The 17179-nt window shown below is 56.4% G+C and carries 17 protein-coding genes and 1 pseudogene; 14 read left to right on the plus strand and 4 right to left on the minus strand.

Translation table 11 applies throughout. From position 1 onward, the window contains the following. Positions 1-8 precede the first annotated feature (8 nt). From FHW74_RS19250 to FHW74_RS19290, 9 genes are all read left to right on the plus strand, one after another. Positions 9-1058, plus strand: coding sequence for an NAD(P)-dependent alcohol dehydrogenase (locus FHW74_RS19250; RefSeq protein ID WP_183171948.1), 1050 nt, complete (start codon positions 9-11; stop codon positions 1056-1058). Between the two features lie 186 nt (positions 1059-1244). Next, positions 1245-1604 (plus strand): purine nucleoside phosphoramidase, encoded by a 360-nt coding sequence (gene hinT / locus FHW74_RS19255; RefSeq protein ID WP_125292095.1) that lies wholly within the window; start codon positions 1245-1247, stop codon positions 1602-1604. 1 nt (position 1605) lies between these two features. Continuing rightward, positions 1606-1980, plus strand: a complete 375-nt coding sequence (locus FHW74_RS19260; RefSeq protein ID WP_183171949.1) for a YcfL family protein — start codon at positions 1606-1608, stop codon at positions 1978-1980. 12 nt (positions 1981-1992) lie between these two features. Beyond that, the gene (gene lpoB, locus FHW74_RS19265) at positions 1993-2640 is read left to right on the plus strand and encodes a penicillin-binding protein activator LpoB (protein ID WP_183171950.1); all 648 of its coding nucleotides are present in this window, start codon (positions 1993-1995) and stop codon (positions 2638-2640) included. Beyond that, complete coding sequence (gene thiK, locus FHW74_RS19270; protein ID WP_183171951.1) at positions 2618-3442, plus strand: thiamine kinase; 825 nt, start codon at positions 2618-2620, stop codon at positions 3440-3442. The genes lpoB and thiK overlap by 23 nt, the downstream gene beginning before the upstream one ends. 12 nt (positions 3443-3454) lie before the next feature. Continuing rightward, positions 3455-4480, plus strand: coding sequence for a beta-N-acetylhexosaminidase (gene nagZ, locus FHW74_RS19275; protein ID WP_183171952.1), 1026 nt, complete (start codon positions 3455-3457; stop codon positions 4478-4480). Positions 4481-4513: 33 nt separating this feature from the next. After that, the gene (ycfP, locus tag FHW74_RS19280) at positions 4514-5056 is read left to right on the plus strand and encodes an alpha/beta hydrolase YcfP (protein ID WP_183171953.1); all 543 of its coding nucleotides are present in this window, start codon (positions 4514-4516) and stop codon (positions 5054-5056) included. 222 nt (positions 5057-5278) lie between these two features. Continuing rightward, the gene (locus FHW74_RS19285; RefSeq protein WP_183171954.1) at positions 5279-6583 is read left to right on the plus strand and encodes an NAD(P)/FAD-dependent oxidoreductase; all 1305 of its coding nucleotides are present in this window, start codon (positions 5279-5281) and stop codon (positions 6581-6583) included. 190 nt (positions 6584-6773) lie between these two features. Further along, positions 6774-7313 carry a glycine zipper 2TM domain-containing protein gene (locus FHW74_RS19290; protein WP_183171955.1) on the plus strand — a complete coding sequence of 180 codons (540 nt, stop codon included), beginning with the start codon at positions 6774-6776 and terminating at the stop codon, positions 7311-7313. A gap of 585 nt (positions 7314-7898) precedes the next feature. Here FHW74_RS19290 and FHW74_RS19295 read toward each other — a convergent pair. After that, on the minus strand, positions 7899-9431 hold the full coding sequence (locus FHW74_RS19295; protein WP_183171956.1) for a SpoVR family protein: 1533 nt from the start codon (positions 9429-9431) through the stop codon (positions 7899-7901). 324 nt (positions 9432-9755) lie between these two features. On the opposite strand from FHW74_RS19295, the gene FHW74_RS19300 reads away from it, so the two are divergent. Both FHW74_RS19300 and dadX read left to right on the plus strand, forming a co-directional pair. After that, the gene (locus FHW74_RS19300) at positions 9756-11054 is read left to right on the plus strand and encodes a D-amino acid dehydrogenase (RefSeq protein ID WP_183171957.1); all 1299 of its coding nucleotides are present in this window, start codon (positions 9756-9758) and stop codon (positions 11052-11054) included. Between the two features lie 13 nt (positions 11055-11067). Next, positions 11068-12138: a catabolic alanine racemase DadX gene (gene dadX, locus FHW74_RS19305; protein ID WP_183171958.1), complete on the plus strand. Its 1071-nt coding sequence runs from the start codon at positions 11068-11070 to the stop codon at positions 12136-12138. Between the two features lie 17 nt (positions 12139-12155). Here dadX and FHW74_RS19310 read toward each other — a convergent pair whose 3' ends face one another. Both FHW74_RS19310 and ldcA read right to left on the minus strand, forming a co-directional pair. Beyond that, positions 12156-13886 (minus strand): potassium/proton antiporter, encoded by a 1731-nt coding sequence (locus FHW74_RS19310; RefSeq protein ID WP_183171959.1) that lies wholly within the window; start codon positions 13884-13886, stop codon positions 12156-12158. Positions 13887-13982: 96 nt separating this feature from the next. Continuing rightward, positions 13983-14918 carry a muramoyltetrapeptide carboxypeptidase gene (gene ldcA, locus FHW74_RS19315; protein WP_183171960.1) on the minus strand — a complete coding sequence of 312 codons (936 nt, stop codon included), beginning with the start codon at positions 14916-14918 and terminating at the stop codon, positions 13983-13985. 139 nt (positions 14919-15057) lie between these two features. Between ldcA and emtA the strand changes: the two genes are divergently transcribed. Next, positions 15058-15669 carry a membrane-bound lytic murein transglycosylase EmtA gene (gene emtA / locus FHW74_RS19320; protein ID WP_183171961.1) on the plus strand — a complete coding sequence of 204 codons (612 nt, stop codon included), beginning with the start codon at positions 15058-15060 and terminating at the stop codon, positions 15667-15669. Here emtA and FHW74_RS19325 read toward each other — a convergent pair whose 3' ends face one another. Continuing rightward, on the minus strand, positions 15670-16401 hold the full coding sequence (locus FHW74_RS19325) for a flagellar brake protein (RefSeq protein WP_183171962.1): 732 nt from the start codon (positions 16399-16401) through the stop codon (positions 15670-15672). It abuts the gene before it with no gap. A gap of 35 nt (positions 16402-16436) precedes the next feature. On the opposite strand from FHW74_RS19325, the pseudogene FHW74_RS23045 reads away from it, so the two are divergent. Together FHW74_RS23045 and FHW74_RS19330 are read left to right on the plus strand one after the other, a co-directional pair. Continuing rightward, positions 16437-16511: pseudogene (locus tag FHW74_RS23045) on the plus strand (hypothetical protein); the annotation flags it as partial. Between the two features lie 107 nt (positions 16512-16618). Then, positions 16619-16873 (plus strand): GlsB/YeaQ/YmgE family stress response membrane protein, encoded by a 255-nt coding sequence (locus tag FHW74_RS19330; RefSeq protein WP_183171963.1) that lies wholly within the window; start codon positions 16619-16621, stop codon positions 16871-16873. Positions 16874-17179 lie beyond the last annotated feature (306 nt).

The following is a 17179-nucleotide window of genomic DNA, read 5'->3' on the forward strand; positions in this document are numbered from 1 at the left end:
GAACGAAGATGAAAGTTTCAGGTTATGCAGCGCTTTCCCCCACCGAACCTTTAGCACCTTTTCAGGTTGAACGCCGCACGCCGCGCCCCGATGACGTGACGCTGGAGATCCTGTATTGCGGCGTATGCCACTCCGATCTTCATCAGGCCCGTAACGACTGGGGCTTCAGTCAGTATCCACTGGTGCCGGGCCATGAAATTATTGGCCGGGTTACCGCCGTGGGCGATAACGTCACCAAATTCAAACCCGGCGATCTGGCGGGTATCGGCTGTATGGTGGATTCGTGCCGCGAGTGCAATCCGTGCCGGCAGGGGCTGGAGCAGTACTGCGAAGAAGGCAATATCCAGACTTACAACGGCCAGGATCGCTTCGACCATCGTCCTACCTTTGGCGGGTACTCGCAGGCCATTCTCGCCAGCGAAGATTTTGTGCTGCGTATTCCGGAGGGCCTGGATTTAAAGGGTGCCGCACCGTTGCTGTGCGCGGGCATCACTACCTGGTCGCCGCTCAAACGCTGGAATATCGGCGCGGGTAGCAAAGTGGCGGTGGTCGGTCTCGGCGGGTTAGGGCATATGGCGCTCAAGCTGGCGAACGGGCTGGGCGCGGAGGTCACACTGTTTACCCGCTCGCCGGGAAAAGAAGAGGATGCGCGTCGGCTCGGAGCCCATCACGTGATTATTTCCACCGATCCGTCACATATGGAACAGGTGAAAAACCAGTTCGATCTGATTATCGACACGGTGCCCTATACCCATGACATTAATCCTTATCTGTCGACGCTGACGCTCGACGGCACGCTGGTATTTGTCGGCCTGCTGGGCGAACTGCAACCCTACGTTAACACCGTGCCGTTGATCCTGGGCCGCCGTTCCGTGGCGGGTTCCTGCATTGGCGGGATAGCGGAGACGCAGGATATGCTGGATTTCTGCGCGGAAAAAGGCATCGTTTCCGATGTGGAAGTAATTAATATTCAGGAGATCAACGAAGCTTACGAGCGGATGCTGAAAAGCGATGTAAAATACCGCTTCGTGATCGATATGGCGTCTCTCAGCGCGTAATCATGCGGTTTGTTTTGCTGACGAGACGGCGAAACAAACCGATTTCCCCCGCTGAACACCACGCAAGCTATTGATTAAAACCAGTGTTTGATTTGTGGCAATCAGTGGGAGTGATATACTGAAAGCACAGAGAATTACTCGTTTACTGCGCTTAATACCGACGCAGCGTTAAATAAGGATACGGTCATGGCTGAAGAAACTATTTTTAGTAAAATTATTCGTCGCGAGATCCCAGCCGACGTGGTGTTTCAGGATGAGCTGGTTACCGCGTTCCGCGATATCTCTCCACAAGCCCCCACCCATATCTTAATCGTTCCTAATATTTTGATACCCACCGTCAATGACGTCACTGCGGAACACGAGCAGGCGCTGGGCCGCATGTTAACCGTGGCGGCTAAAATCGCCGAACAGGAAGGCATTGCCGAAGACGGCTACCGTCTGATCATGAACTGTAATCGTCACGGCGGGCAGGAAGTTTACCATATCCACATGCACCTGCTGGGCGGACGCGCGCTGGGGCCGATGCTCTCCCATAAAGGCCTGTAATATGAAGCGTGCGTGCCTTCTGGCATTGTGTTCTCTGATGGTGCTGGCAGGGTGCAGTTCGCGCCCGGAAATTCCGGTGAGCGAACGGCAAACGCTGGTGATGGAGACGTCGGTGATGGCGGCAGGCGTAATGGCTGAAAAACCAGAATTATCCAGTCAATCAGGCAAGCTCGTCGCCGCCAGTACGCTTTACAATGAAAAGGATGTGCCCGTAACGCTGAACTATCAATTTTACTGGTACGAAGAGAGCGGACTGGAATTGCATCCACTGGATAAGTCCGCCACGGTAATTATACCTGCGCACAGCCGTATCGTGCTGAATGCGGCGTCGCCGTTTCTGGGCGCCAGCCAGGTTCGACTCTATCTCTGGTTATAAGGGGTGATATTAATGAGGGCAATGCCTCGTTTTTGGCTGCTGGCGACAGTAGCGTTAATACTTTCCGGGTGTGTCATGCGCGGGCAACAGGAGCCTGCGCCGGTGGATCAGGCCACACCTGCGCCACAGCAACCGGTACCGACGCCTCAGCCGGTGCCGACCGTGCCGTCGGTACCGTCAGTGCCATCGCAACCGGGGCCGATTGAACATCAGGAACCGACCCCGGCCGAGCCGAAAGTGCGTCAGTACGACTGGAGCGGCGCGGTGCAACCGATGGTTGGCAAAATGTTGCAGGCGGGCGGCGTGAATGCAGGCAGCGTGCTGCTGGTGGATTCGGTCAACAACCGCACCAACGGTTCGCTGCAAACCGGCCCCGCCACCGAAGCGCTGCGCAATGCGCTGGCGAACAACAACACCTTTACCCTGGTCTCCGCGCAGCAACTGTCGATGTCGAAGCAGCAGCTTGGCCTCTCTCCGCAGGACAGCTTAGGGACGCGCAGTAAAGCGATCGGCATTGCCCGTAATGTGGGTGCGCACTATGTGCTGTATACCAGCGCAAGCGGCAACGTCGGCGCGCCGACCCTGCAAATGCAACTGATGCTGGTGCAAACCGGCGAAATTATCTGGTCAGGTAAAGGTGCGGTTTCCCAAATCCAGTGATGCGGCATTAAACGCCTTGCTTCAATCCAGATTTCCGGCGGCTCAGGCCGCCGGTTCTGTTTTTGCGCTTCCCGGCTCCAGCGGCCAGAGCCTGCGCCTCGAATGGGCTGGCGTCCCGCTGGTGGCCCGGCGCGACATCGGTAATCTGCAATCCGGCGTCAGCCTGCGCCGCCATTATCGTGCTCTTAAGCGTCTCACGCCCGGCCTCGGGCCAAAACCGTACGCGCTGGGCAACGGCTGGCTGGTGAGCGAATTTATCCGCGGCGAGGTGGTCGAAACCCTGGCAGATGCGGGGGAGCTGGCCGCGTTACTGTATACTCTCCATCAGCACAGACGATTCGGCTGGCGTATTCAACTGTTGCCGCTGCTGATGAGCTACTGGCAGCAGAGCGACCCGGCCCGGCGTACGCCGCTATGGTTGCGTACTTTGCAGCGCCTGCGCGCGCAGGGCGAACCGCGTCCACTGCGCCTCGCGCCGCTGCATATGGATCTCCATGCGGGTAATATGGTACGCAGTGCAGGCCAGCTACGGCTGATTGACTGGGAATACGCCGGAGACGGCGATGTGGCGCTGGAAATCGCCGCCGCCAGTCTGGATGAACACCAACGACAAACCCTGATCGGCGACTATGCGCAGCGCGCCGCGCTTGACGCCCGGCAACTGGGTTTACAGGTTGCGCGCTGGCGGCCCTGGACCATGGCTCTGATGGCGGGCTGGTACGAGCGCCATTTCTGGCAAACGCGCGATAGCCAGTTTATTACACTTGCTAATGACGCCTGGAACAGGCTTAAAAATAATTAACCGGAGGTTGATGTGGGACCAGTAATGTTGGATGTGGCGGGCTTTGAGCTGGATGCCGAAGAGCGCGAGATTTTAAACCATCCGCTGGTGGGCGGGCTGATTTTGTTTACCCGCAATTACCACGATCCGGCGCAGTTGCGCGAACTGGTGCGGCAAATCCGCGCGGCGTCCCGTCATCGTCTGGTGGTGGCAGTGGACCAGGAGGGCGGGCGCGTCCAGCGTTTTCGCGAAGGCTTTACCCGCTTGCCTGCGGCGCAATCCTTCGCCGAACTGTATGGCGAGGAAGAGGGCGCGAAACGGGCGTTTGACGCCGGATGGCTGATGGCCAGCGAAATGATCGCCATGGATATCGACATCAGCTTCGCGCCGGTGCTCGATCTTGGTCACCTCAGCGCCGCCATCGGCGAGCGTTCATTCCATGCCGATCCGGCAATTGCCCTGCGCGTCGCGGAGCAGTTTATCGACGGGATGCACAGCGCCGGGATGAAAACCACCGGCAAACATTTCCCCGGCCACGGTGCTGTGCTGGCGGACTCGCATAAAGAGACGCCGCGCGATCCTCGTCCGGAAGAGGAGATCCGCAGCCGCGATATGGCGATCTTCAAAAACCTGATCCTCGATAACAAACTCGACGCCATCATGCCTGCCCATGTGATTTATCCGGAGGTGGATGACCGTCCGGCCAGCGGCTCGCCGCACTGGCTGAAAACGGTGCTGCGTGGCGAGTTAGGCTTTGACGGGGTGATTTTCTCCGACGATCTCTCCATGGAGGGCGCGGCGATTATGGGCAGCTATGCCGAGCGCGGCCAGGCCTCGCTGGACGCCGGCTGCGACATGATCCTGGTTTGTAATAATCGTGAAGGCGCGGTTAGCGTGTTAGATAACCTGTCGCCGATCAATGCTGAACGTGTTACGCATTTGTATCATAAAGGTTCATTTTCACGCAGCGAACTGCTTGCCTCAGCGCGCTGGAAGCAGGTGAATCGCGAGCTGGAAGCGCAGCATGAGCGCTGGCAGGCCCATAAAGCAGGGCTGTAATCGTTTATCGGTAAGCGGCAGGGTGAGGTCACGATGATAATTTATTTACACGGTTTCGACTCCAGTAGTCCGGGTAACCATGAAAAAGTGTTGCAACTGCAATTTATCGATCCGGATGTGCGGCTGATCAGCTACAGCACGCTGCACCCCAAACACGACATGCAACATCTGCTGCGTGAAGTGGACAAGATGCTACAGTTAAATGCGGATGACCGGCCGCTGATTTGCGGCGTTGGGCTCGGCGGCTACTGGGCGGAGCGGGTAGGGTTCCTGTGCGATATCCGCCAGGCCATCTTCAACCCGAATCTGTTCCCCTATGAAAATATGGAAGGGAAGATCGACCGCCCGGAAGAGTACCAGGACATCGCCACCAAATGCGTGGAGAACTTCCGCGAGAAAAACCGCGACCGCTGCCTGGTGCTGTTATCCCGTAACGACGAAGCGCTTGACAGCCAGCGTTCGGCTCAGGTGCTGCTGCCGTATTACGAAATTGTCTGGGACGAGCAACAGACCCACAAATTTAAAAACATTTCGCCCCATTTGCAGCGCATCAAGGCGTTTAAAAGCCTCGGATAAGCGATGCAGCGGTCAAAATGTTAACGGGTCAGCCAGGTGCTGGCCCTTTTTGTTGAAGTTTTCGGCAGAAAAATTGATTCACATCAAATTTGGTATGACCATTGACCCGTTCATGTTATTCTTTGGTCAACAGGATGAAGAAATGCGGGTAACCCTTTGTTAATTAAAAGCTATTTGGATAACTTTTAATTAACAATTGGTTAATAATTTAAGGGGGTCACGTTGACTACACCATTGAAAAAGATTGTGATTGTCGGCGGCGGTGCTGGCGGGCTGGAGCTGGCGACGCAGTTGGGTAAAAAGCTGGGTCGCGGTAAAAAAGCCAAAATCACCCTGGTGGATCGCAATCACAGCCATCTGTGGAAACCGCTGCTGCACGAAGTGGCGACCGGCTCCCTCGACGAAGGCGTGGATGCGCTAAGCTATCTGGCCCACGCCCGTAACCACCATTTCCAGTTCCAGTTGGGATCGGTGGTAGACATTAATCGCGAAAGCAAAACCATCACCCTGGCGGAGCTGCGCGACGAGAAGGGCGAACTGCTGGTGCCGGAACGCAAACTGGCCTATGACACGCTGGTGATGGCGCTGGGCAGCACCTCTAACGACTTCAACACCCCGGGCGTGAAAGAGCACTGTATTTTCCTGGATAACCCGCATCAGGCGCGGCGTTTCCATCAGGAAATGCTCAACCTGTTTCTGAAATACTCCTCCAACCTCGGCGCCAGCGGCAAAGTGAACATCGCGATTGTCGGCGGCGGGGCGACCGGCGTTGAACTGTCGGCGGAGCTGCATAACGCGGTGAAGCAACTGCACAGCTACGGTTACAAGGGCTTAACCAACGAGGCGCTTAACGTCACGCTGGTGGAAGCGGGTGAACGCATCCTTCCGGCGCTGCCGCCGCGCATTTCCAGCGCCGCGCACAGCGAACTGACCAAACTGGGCGTGCGCGTGTTGACTAACACCATGGTCACCAGCGCGCAAGCCGATGGTCTGAATACCAAAGAGGGCGAATTTATCAAAGCGGACCTGATGGTCTGGGCCGCAGGCATCAAAGCGCCGGACTTTATGAAGGATATCGGCGGCCTGGAAACCAACCGCATCAATCAACTGGTGGTCGAGCCAACGCTGCAAACCACCCGTGATGCGGATATTTTCGCTATTGGCGACTGCGCTTCCTGCGCCCGTCCGGAAGGCGGATTCGTACCGCCGCGCGCCCAGGCCGCGCACCAGATGGCCTCCCTGGCGCTGGACAACATTCTGGCCAAGTACAAGGGTAAGCCGCTCAAGAACTACGTCTATAAAGACCACGGTTCACTGGTATCGCTTTCTAATTACTCCACCGTGGGCAGCCTGATGGGTAACCTGATGCGCGGCTCGATGATGGTGGAAGGGCGTATCGCGCGCTTTGTGTATATCTCGCTGTACCGTATGCACCAGATAGCCCTGCACGGCTACATCAAAACCGGCCTGATGATGCTGGTAGGCAGTATCAACCGGGTGATCCGCCCACGCCTGAAGCTGCATTAATCGTTCGGTCCCTCCCGCCTGCCGGGAGGGACCCGGCGTTAATCAGGAAAATTTGCCTTAAGTCACCTCGGACTCCTCTGAAACCCCCTGCAAAATCCAGTTACTGCTCGCTTTTGCTCCTTCGTCTGATGTTTTCCCCTTACATCTGGTTGCACAATTGTTATGAATAACACAGCCAGGAGGATGTCCTGTGAACAAATCAATGTTAGCGGGTATAGGGATTGGCGTCGCAGCCGCGCTGGGTGTGGCTGCAGTAGCCAGCTTAAATGTATTCAATCCTGCGCCTAAGTATGCGCAGGTGGTGTCCGCCACGCCGATCAAGGAAACGGTTAAAACGCCGCGTAAAGAGTGTCGCAACGTTACCGTAACGCACCGTCGTCCGGTGCAGGATGAAAACCGTATTGCCGGGTCAGTACTGGGTGCGGTGGCAGGCGGTGTGATTGGCCATCAGTTCGGCGGCGGACGCGGCAAAGATATCGCCACGGTCGCGGGCGCGCTGGGCGGCGGCTATGCCGGCAACCAGATCCAGGGCGTCATGCAGGATCGCGATACCTACACCACCACGCAACAGCGCTGCCAGACGGTCTATGACAAGTCTGAGAAGATGATCGGCTATGACGTGACCTACAAAATCGGCGATCAGCAGGGCAAAATCCGCATGGACAAACAGCCCGGCGAAACCATTCCCCTGGACAGCAATGGCCAACTGATTTTGAATAACAACGCGTAAAAACAGACGTACCTAAAGATTAGCCCCTCTGGCGCTCAGGCAGAGGGGCTTTTTTTGTGCCCGAGAGGAACCAGGCGGGGTCTAGATGATGTTATGTTGTCTAATTAACAATAAGCCGGTAATAAGCACCGACACAAAGGCAAAAAGTACGGTACCGCCTAATAACATCCAGAGACCGAACAACACCGTAATGACTATTAACACTTTCAGTAAAGGTAATAGCATGATCATATTATTTTCCTTCTGCGGGTGTAGCCAGATGGGGAAATACACTCCTGTTGTTGTGTGTTGCAGTGCTCACCGTGCAATCCATGTGAAGGCATCATCCTGATGAGGTGTTTTGCTCTGTAAAGCTGTGTCAACGCTAATCATTAGCTAACGAATAATCCGTGTTGATGGTAAAAATTCTAGTTACCCCCGAAAATATATTTATAAAGTTTTGCCTATCGTTGATATAGGGGGTTCCTATCATAAAAACAGAGGTGAAAAGCTGATACATTACGGATGGTTATAAATTGTTGGCGCAAAAATTAAAAAAACCTGGTGCGACGCAACGTCGCCACCAGGTTGAATGGAAGCGTTAATTTACAGGGTATTCATACGCGGCGGGCAGCGCTCCAACAGTTCCACACTACCGTCTTCGTTCTGCTGCTCCAGCATCACGTCAAATCCCCACAGGCGGTGCACGTGCTTCAGCACTTCCCGGCGGCCTTTATCCAGCGGCGCGCGGTTATGCGGGATATAACGCAGGGTTAACGAACGGTCACCGCGCAAATCGACATTCCATACCTGAATATTGGGTTCCAGATTACTCAGGTTGTATTGCGATGACAGTTTGTTGCGAATTTCGCGGTAGCCCTCTTCGTTATGGATAGCGGAAATTTCCAGATAATTATTGCGATCGTCATCCAGCACGGTGAACAGACGGAAATCACGCATCACTTTCGGCGACAGGAACTGGCTAATAAAGCTCTCGTCTTTAAAATCGCGCATCGCGAAGTGCAGCGTATCCAGCCAGTCCGCACCGGCGATATCCGGGAACCAGTAGCGGTCTTCTTCCGTCGGCGACTGGCAGATGCGCTTGATGTCCTGGAACATAGCAAAACCCAGCGCATACGGGTTGATGCCGTTATACCACGGGCTGTTATACGGCGGCTGGAACACCACATTGGTGTGGCTGTGCAGGAATTCCAGCATAAAACGTTCGGTCACTTTCCCTTCGTCATAGAGATGATTCAGGATGGTGTAATGCCAGAACGTCGCCCAGCCTTCGTTCATCACCTGGGTCTGTTTCTGCGGGTAAAAATACTGGCTGACCTTGCGCACGATGCGCAGGATCTCGCGCTGCCATGGCTCCAGCAGCGGCGCGTTCTTCTCCATAAAATAGAGCAGGTTCTCCTGCGGCTCGGAGGGGTAGCGGCGCGCAATTTCTACCGCTTTTTCCTCTTCTCTGCGCGGCAGGGTGCGCCACAGCATATTCACCTGGCTTTGCAGGTACTCTTCGCGGCTTTTCTGGCGCGCTTTCTCCTCCTGGAGCGAAATTTTCTGCGGGCGTTTGTAGCGGTCCACGCCGTAGTTCATCAGGGCGTGGCAGGAGTCCAGCAGCCGCTCCACTTCATCCACGCCATAGCGCTCTTCGCACTCGGTAATATAACCGCGGGCAAAGATCAGGTAATCGACAATCGAGCTGGCATCGGTCCAGCTGCGGAACAAATAGTTATTCTTGAAGAACGAGTTATGCCCGTAACAGGCGTGGGCCATCACCAGCGCCTGCATGGTAATGGTGTTCTCTTCCATCAGGTAGGCGATACAGGGGTTAGAGTTGATGACAATCTCATAGGCCAGACCCTGCTGGCCGTGCTTGTACAGCCTTTCGGTCTCGATGAACTTTTTACCAAATGACCAGTGGGGATAATTAATCGGCATCCCGATACTGGAATAGGCGTCCATCATCTGTTCGGAGGTGATGACTTCAATTTGATGCGGGTAGGTGTCGAGCCGGTACAGCTTCGCCACTCTATCGATTTCAGCGAGATAGATATCCAGTAGATCGAACGTCCAGTCTGGCCCATCGCTCAGGCGACGGGAATCCCTTGTTTCGGAATCAATAATAGCCATCAGCGCGCCCTCATTGTTGGCGGAACCCTCTGCGCGGGGAACCTTACCTACAAAGCATAGAACACAGCGGAAAAATCCGTGGCTTAACGAAATTTTTTTCTCCGCGATTTAGTGATCCAGAACAGGGGATTTGCCGTCCGGCATTAGCATTTTATCTTGCAGAATTTTGCGCCGAAGCAGGAGATGCTATTTTCCAGCATCCTGTGCTGGCTGGGAGAGATGTGAGGTCAGTCACCATAAAAAAAGCCTATGTTGAATAATATTTTCTTCTGAGTTATCAATTTGTAATCAGAAGATTATTCTTTCGGTTAAATCGGAGTGGATATGCGAGTCGTTGTGCTGGGAAGTGGCGTGGTGGGAGTGACCAGCGCCTGGTATTTACGTCAGCAGGGTCATGACGTCACCGTCATTGACAGAGAACCGGATGCGGCGCTGGAAACCAGCGCGGCCAACGCCGGGCAGATCTCGCCGGGTTACGCTGCCCCCTGGGCCGCGCCGGGCGTACCCCTGAAAGCCATCAAATGGATGTTCCAGCGCCATGCGCCGCTGGCAATCAGCCTCGACGGCTCCAGCTTTCAGCTTAAGTGGATGTGGCAGATGTTGCGTAACTGCGATACCCGCCACTACATGGAAAACAAAGGCCGGATGGTGCGTCTGGCGGAATACAGCCGCGACTGCCTGAAAGCGCTGCGCGCCAGTACTGGCATCGCTTATGAAGGGCGGCAGGGCGGTACGCTGCAACTGTTCCGCACTGAACAGCAGTATCAAAGCGCGGCAAAGGATATCGCGGTGTTAGAAGACGCGGGCGTGCCGTATCAATTGCTGGAATCCCATCGGCTGGCGGAAGTGGAACCGGCGCTGGCGGATGTGGCGCATAAGCTGACCGGCGGTTTACAACTGCCGAATGATGAAACCGGCGATTGCCAGCTATTCACCCAGCGGCTGGCGCGCATGGCCGCCGACGCGGGCGTGGTATTCCGTTATAACACCCCGGTAGACAGCCTGCTGTATGAAGGTAACCAGATTTACGGCGTCCAGTGCGGCCAGGAAGTGGTCAAAGCCGACGCCTATGTCATGGCCTTTGGCTCGTATTCCACCGCGATGCTCAAGGGCATAGTCGATATTCCGGTCTATCCTTTGAAGGGCTACTCTCTGACGATACCCATCGCCGAAGAGAGCGGGGCGCCGATGTCGACGGTTCTCGATGAGACTTACAAAATCGCCATTACCCGTTTTGATTCCCGTATCCGGGTGGGCGGCATGGCGGAAATTGTCGGCTTCAATACTGCACTGCTGCAACCGCGCCGCGAAACCCTTGAAATGGTGGTACGCGATCTCTATCCGCGCGGCGGGCATGTAGAACAAGCCACGTTCTGGACCGGGCTGCGGCCCATGACGCCGGACGGCACGCCGATTGTCGGGCGTACCCCGTATAAGAATTTATGGCTGAATACCGGGCACGGCACCCTGGGCTGGACCATGGCCTGCGGCTCCGGCCAGTTGATCAGCGATCTGATTTCCGGGCGCACCCCGGCGATTCCTTTTGACGATCTTGGCGTGGCGCGTTACTCCTCCGGATTCCGCCCAACGTCATCCCATCGTTTACACGGGGCGCACCAATAACACAGGAGTAGACATGGCTCGTCCAATTGTCGCGCGTCTCGATTTGCAAGCATTGCGGCAAAATCTTCAGGTGGTGCGCTCAGCCGCACCCCATTCCCGGGTGTGGTCGGTTGTCAAAGCGAATGCCTATGGACACGGTCTTGACCGCGTCTGGTCAGGCCTTTCCGGCACCGACGGCTTCGCGATGCTCAATATTGAAGAGGCGATTTTACTGCGTGAACGCGGCTGGAAAGGCCCGATTCTGATGCTGGAAGGGTTTTTCCATGCCGATGAGCTGGCGCTGTTTGACCGCTACCGTTTAACCACCAGCCTGCACAGTAACTGGCAGGTAAAAGTGCTGGCCAATGCCCGGCTGAACGCGCCCATCGATGTGTATCTTAAAATCAACAGCGGGATGAACCGGCTGGGCTTTACGCCGGAGCGGGTCCAGACGGTATGGCGGCAGTTGCGCGAGTTAAAAAACGTCGGCCAGTTGACCCTGATGGCGCATTTCGCTGACGCCGAACACCCGGACGGCATTGCCGAACCGCTGGCGCGCATCGAGCAGGCGGCGGAAGGGCTCGACAGCCCGCGTTCGCTCGCCAACTCCGCCGCCACGCTGTGGCACCCGGAGGCGCATTTTGACTGGGTGCGTCCGGGGATTGTGCTGTATGGCGCGTCGCCGAGCGGGCAGTGGCGCGATGTCGCCACGTCAGGCATTAAACCGGTGATGACGCTTAACAGCGAAATCATCGGCATTCAGAACCTCAAGGCAGGGGATACGGTGGGCTATGGCAGCCTGTACAAGGCCAGCGGCGAGCAGCGTATCGGCGTCGTGGCCTGCGGCTATGCCGACGGTTACCCGCGCCAGGCGCCGACCGGTACGCCGGTAATGGTGGATGGCGTGCGCACCCAGCTGGTGGGCCGGGTGTCAATGGATATGCTGACAGTGGACTTAACGCCGTGCCCGCAGGCGGGCATCGGCAGTTCGGTGGAACTGTGGGGCGACCACATCAAAATCGATGATGTGGCCGCGCCCTCGGGCACCGTAGGGTATGAACTGATGTGCGCGCTCGCGCCGCGCGTGCCGGTGGTTACTCAGTAGTCACGCGCCGGGGCGGATCACTCCGCCTCGGGTTCCGGCACCCGCAGGCCCACTTTGCGGATCTGGTTATCCTCTTTCTCCGCCACGGTCCAGGTCATCCCGGCAAACTCAATCTGATCGCCCACCACCGGCGCGGCGCCGAGCTGCGCCAGCATCATCTCGCCGATAGTTTGCTGGGCGTCATCCGCCTCTTTGGCTTCCAGACCATAAATAAACGCCACATCGGCGAATTTGGCGCTGGCTTCGAGGATAAAGTCGCCGAAGAAGCGCTGGTCCAGCTCCACCGGCGGCGACTGGCTGAACAGCTTACCGAGCGCCGGTAAATCACGCTCGCGGCCAATCACGCACAGAATATCGCCTTCCTGAAGCCGGGTCCCGCCGTTAGGGTGCAGCAACTGATTATTGCGAAACAGCGCCGCGATGCGGGTCTGTTTCGGCATATGCAAATCACGCAGCGCCGCGCCCACACACCACTTCTCTTCGCTGAGCTGATAAACAAACTGCTCCCACGGGTTTTCCGGATGGATATCCAGCCCGACGCGGGAAATCGGCACGCCCACCGGCGGCACCACCACTTTGGCTTTTTTAGCCGCCCAGCTCAGGGACGTGCCCTGCAACAGCAGCGACACCAGCACCACAAAGAACGCCACGTTAAAGAACAGCCGCGAGTTCTCAAGGCCCGCCATCATCGGGAACACGGCCAGAATGATCGGCACCGCGCCGCGCAGCCCCACCCAGCTAATAAAAATTCGCTCGCGCAGATTAAAGCCGCGGAACGGCAGCAGGCCCAGGAACACCGACAGCGGACGGGCGAACAGGATCATCCACAGCGACAGCAGCAGCGCCGGAATGGCGATTGCCAGCAAATCCGACGGGTTTACCAGCAGGCCCAGCACCAGGAACATGCCGATCTGCGCCAGCCAGGCCAGACCGTCAAAGTTTTGCAGAATAGCGTAGCGGTTGCGGATCGGGCGGTTGCCGAGCAGGAACCCGCACAGGTATACCGCCAGAATGCCGCTGCCGTCCATCGCTGTGGTAATGGCGAAGATCATGATGCCGCCGCTGAGCGCCAGCAACGGATACAACCCCTGGGGCATGGAAATACGGTTAATCATCTGCAACAGCAGGTAGCCGCCGCCCAGACCGACGATAATACCGAGCCCGAACTGCTGGACGATTTCCCAGGCGAACATCCAGCTCAGCGTGCCGGTGTGGTGCTGGATCATCTCAATCAGCGTGATGGTCAGGAAAACCGCCATCGGGTCGTTGCTGCCGGATTCAATTTCCAGCGTCGCCCCCACACGCTCGTTCAGCCCCTTGCCGCCGAGCAGGGAGAACACCGCCGCCGCATCCGTCGAACCAACAATCGCGCCAATCAGCAGGCCTTCCATGATCGGCAGGCCGAACAGCCACGCCGCCGCCATGCCGGTCAGCCCCGAGGTGATCAACACCCCGACGGTTGCCAGCGACAGCGCCGGGCCCAGCGCCACGCGAAACGAGCTCGCCTGGGTGCGCATCCCGCCGTCCAGCAGGATCACCGCCAGCGCCAGGTTACTGATCAGGTAGGCGAGAGGGTAGTTATCGAAAGGAATGCCGCCGACGCCATCAATGCCTGCCAGCATGCCGATGGCGAGAAAGATAACCAGAATAGGGATACCGAGACGGGAAGAAAATGAACTTAATAAAATGCTACAGGTAACCAGTACCGAACCCAGAATAAACAGACTAAAAATCGCCCCGCCGTCCAACGTTATCGTTCTCCTTCATCATGCTGTTATCAAGGCGGCGCAACGCCGCCGGGTCTATTTTGGTATACCACAATTAGGCCGCGAATGAGGGACTAATTAACGATGTGAATGATTATTTCCTGAATTATTCACAACGGGATGACCTTTGATGGTCAGTGACACCTGACTGGCGTCACAAATCAGGCTACCCGTGGCCCCCAACGGCAGCGTCACGGTGCGCTGCTCGTGGCCAAAATCCAGACCGGGTATCACCGGGATCGCCAGACGCTGGCGCAGGGCGTCGATCATGGCATCCAGATCGTAGCCGTTATCGTAATCGTTGGGTTGGCTGGCGCTAAAGCTGCCGAGCACCAGAGCACGCTGCCGGTTGAGGATCCCCGCCTGATGCAGTTGCAACAGCATCCGTTCGATGCGGTACGGATGTTCGTTGATATCTTCCACGACCAGAATGCCGTCTTCAATATCCGGCATCCACGGGGTGCCCAGCAGCGAGCACAGCATTGCCAGGTTGCCGCCCCAAAGCGTGCCGCGGGCCTGGCAGTCTGGCGCGCGGGTTTGCCAGTTCAGGGTGAATTCCGGGGAGGTCACGGCCTGCCAGAAATGATCCCACGTAAAAGCGTTCATCTGCGGCGCGCCAAAATTGCCCGCCAGCATGGGGCCGCAGAACGTGATGACATTTTCGGTGGCCAGCAACTGGAGTTGAACGGCGGAAAAATCGCTGTGCCCGCAAATTACCAGCGGGTTGCGGCGCTGGCGCGCGCCAATTGCGGAATAGTCTATATTTTCCAGCAGACGCGTGACACCGTAACCGCCGCGCACCGCCAGCACGATATCGGAATTCGTTAAGGTCGCCAGCTGATTGATATCGTGAAGACGCGCCACGTCATCCCCGGCAAACCGTTGAAAACGCCGGGAAATGACGGCCTGATTGCTCACCTGATGGCCCGCCTCGGTGAGCCGTTGCACGCCGCGTTGCGCGGCGTCCTGCGCCATGCAATAGCCGGATGGAGCGATAAGATGGATGCGGGACATGGCATTTCCTTGCTGATTTATTACATAGAATGGTTATCATGCCGCTAACATTGAGGGTTGTCATCCGTCGTTTATTGCGCGGTTCGCCAGCGCGACGGAGTTTTGATGCCGGTTTGGCAAAACAAAAAGGATAGTTTGCGTGAATTTTAAATGGCTGATTGTACTGGTCCTGTTTCTGGCAGGATGTTCCTCAACGCCCGACTATAAGAGTCAACCCTGGGACCCTGAAGTGCCGGTTAAACGCGCCATGCAGTGGTATCCCATCAGCGAAAAAGCCGGCGCGGCCTGGGGCGTCAGCCCGCGTCTGATCACCGCCATTATTGCCATTGAATCCGGCGGCAATCCCAACGCGGTGAGTAAATCCAACGCCATCGGGCTGATGCAGCTCAAAGCCTCCACTTCCGGGCGCGATGTGTATCGCCATATGGGCTGGAGCGGGCAGCCATCCACCAGCGAACTGAAAAACCCCGAGCGCAATATCTCCATGGGAACGGCGTACCTGAGCATTCTCGAACACGGCGCGTTAAACGGCATTGAAGATCCCACCACCATGCAATACGCGCTGATGGTGTCGTATGCCAATGGCGCAGGCGCGCTGCTACGCACCTTCTCGTCGGATCGTAAAGAGGCGATTGAGAAGATTAACGATCTCAGCCCGGATGAGTTTGTCGAGCATGTGCAAAAAAACCATCCGTCGCCGCAGGCCCCCCGCTATATCTGGAAAATGCAGAAGGCCATGGACGCGATGTAATTAGCGGACTTTATTGGCTTTTTCACGCGCGATACGCTCCAGCGCGAAGATAATCCGTTGCAGTTCCCGCTCCGCCGCCGGGTTGATGTTGAGAAAACGGAAGCTCAGGCGGGGCGTCACAATCGTCTCGTTTTTATTGCTCACCGTCATGCGTTCGGAAATGGTGAGCAACTGCATATCAAAGTGAAAGGTTCCCCATTCACCCAGTTCGATTTTCACCTGTGAAAACAGTTGCCCTTCCTGAAGCCCTTCGGGAACCGGCCCGTCAACCAGCGCGCCCATACCGCCGAGGGACAAATCCGCCAGCCGAAAGCGAAAGGCGCTGCCGCTGTTCAGCGTGGCTTCGCAATAAAAAATCGGTGAAAGCGGGGCGGGGATGCGGAAATATTCGCGGCGCTGCACAAACCACAGCGAAGGGGGGAGCGGGGTGACGAAGGCCGGAAGACTCTGATAATCGCCCGCGTTGAGTTGCGGCAAATTGAATTCAATCTTCGCGCCCTGGGTCTCGGCGGAAATCTGGATATCGCTGGCTTCCTGCACCGATTTGTTTTCATAGTTCTGGCTACCGAAGTCCATCACCAGCTGGCTGGCGTCCACATCGAGAATGCGGCTGATCAACTGCTGGCTGCCCCAGGAGATGCGGATCGGCACGCGATTCTTATGCAAATCCCGTAAAACGCCCAACACAGCCAGCGGATGATGTTTCAGAAACTGCTCATTATAGGTACTCACGTCCCCGATCCCTGCTCTGTACAAAGTGATGGCAAGAATATCGGCAACGCGGCAAAAAACTTAATACAAATTCCAGGGGGAAATCGGCAAAACGGCGATTAAGCGTGTGACCTTCCTCACCTTTTTCCAAAAGTTGCCTATACTTTATTTGTCTTTCGATACGAGTACCCCGCCAGGGGTGGGTGATGTTTTTCAGCGAAGAAAAAGGAGTCGAACGATGGGTATTTTGTCCTGGATTATTTTTGGATTGATAGCAGGTGTGATTGCCAAGTTCATTATGCCGGGTAGAGACGGGGGCGGATTTATCCTCACCTGTGTGCTTGGGATAGTGGGTGCGGTTGTGGGTGGTTGGCTGGCGACATTCTTCGGCATTGGCGGAGATGTTACGGGCTTTAACTTACAGAGTTTCCTGGTTGCGGTGGTGGGTGCCATCGTGGTGTTGTTGATTTACCGTATGTTGCGACGGGATTAACTTTAGAGTTTTGAGTAAAGAGAAAACGGTCCTTTGGGCCGTTTTTTTTGGTTATCGGGGGATTTAGTGGAATTGTTCCGTTCGGCTGGGTTCAGTGGAAGGGTTCCGTTCGCCTGGGTTTAGTGGAATTGTTCCGTTTGGTGGAATTGTTCCGTTCGCATGGGCTTTCGGGTCAGTCTCTGGCGCCAGTGTACGCGAACGGGCCAGGGGGGCTCGCCGTGTATGAACCGGTCACATGGGTAACACTTTAAACCGGGCACATGGGTAACAGGTTATAACAGTACGGTAAACAGCTGACGGAGGTTT

This window comes from Atlantibacter sp. RC6 (assembly GCF_014193285.1).
GTDB lineage: Bacteria > Pseudomonadota > Gammaproteobacteria > Enterobacterales > Enterobacteriaceae > Atlantibacter.